The 1,127-nt window shown below is 45.4% G+C and carries 1 protein-coding gene and 1 tRNA gene; both read left to right on the forward strand.

Annotated features, from left to right (window positions below; translation table 11 throughout):
• The coding region (locus ACS8FD_RS16110) for an Asp-tRNA(Asn)/Glu-tRNA(Gln) amidotransferase subunit GatB (RefSeq protein ID WP_459252134.1) at positions 1-812 on the forward strand (812 nt) is incomplete at its 5' end.
• 114 nt (positions 813-926) lie between these two features.
• Positions 927-1,003 (forward strand) — tRNA-Pro (locus tag ACS8FD_RS16115).
• Positions 1,004-1,127: the final 124 nt, after the last annotated feature.

Below are 1,127 nucleotides of genomic sequence, written 5' to 3' on the forward strand. Positions count from 1 at the left end.
TGAAAAACCTAAACTCGTTCCGCTTTATCGAACGTGCCATCAATCGCGAAATCGAGCGTCAAATCGATATCATCGAGGATGGCGGTCAAGTCGTGCAAGCAACGATGCTCTATGATCCAGAGCGCGATGAAACGCGTACCATGCGTACCAAAGAGGACGCCAACGACTATCGCTACTTCCCTGACCCTGACTTGCTGCCAGTACGTATTGAGCAGCATACGATTGATGAGATTAAAGCGGCAATGCCTGAGCTACCTGTTGCTCGACGTGCGCGTTTTGAAGAAGCGCTCGGTCTGTCAGAGTACGATGCTCGTATATTGACCGGTAGCCGCCAGCTTGCCGATTATTTTGAAGATGTAGTCGCAGAGATCGGGCAGCAAGATGCGAAGATGGCCGGCAACTGGGTCATGGGCGAGCTGCTGGGTGCATTGAATAAAGATGATAAAGACATCGTTGACTCCCCTATCAGCGCTAAGCAATTGGCTGGTATGCTGGAGCGTATCAAAGACGACACTCTATCTGGCAAATTGGCTAAGAAAGTCTTTAGTGCCTTATATGAACGCGCGGGCGGCAACGATGATGACGCAGCAGATAAAATCATCAAAGAAAAAGGACTTAAGCAAGAAACCGATACGGGCGCCATTAAGGCCATGGTTGAAGACGTCATTGCAAACAATCAAACGATGGTAGATGAGTATAAAGGCGGTAAGCAAAAAGCCTTTAATGGTCTGGTCGGCCAAGTCATGAAAGCCAGTCGCGGTAGTGCCAACCCGCAGCAAGTCAATCAAATTTTAAAAGAGCTGCTGGATTAAGACGAATGGCAAATCTGTCATACTAACTATAGTACGTAGAAATGTGTTGTAAATTTTAAGCAAAACAAATAGCTCTTGCAATATGCCTAATTTTGCGTAAAATAGTCAGTCATTCGGGGCGTAGCGCAGTCTGGTAGCGCACCACACTGGGGGTGTGGTGGTCGCAGGTTCAAATCCTGCCGTTCCGACCAAACATAGTAGTAATACAGAAAAGCCAATCATTGTTTTCAATGGTTGGCTTTTTTTGTGTTTTAATTTCTAAAATAACAACGGGATTTGAAATACAATTTATTAAATAATACGATTGTTCCAATT

The organism is Psychrobacter sp. 1U2 (assembly GCF_051847575.1).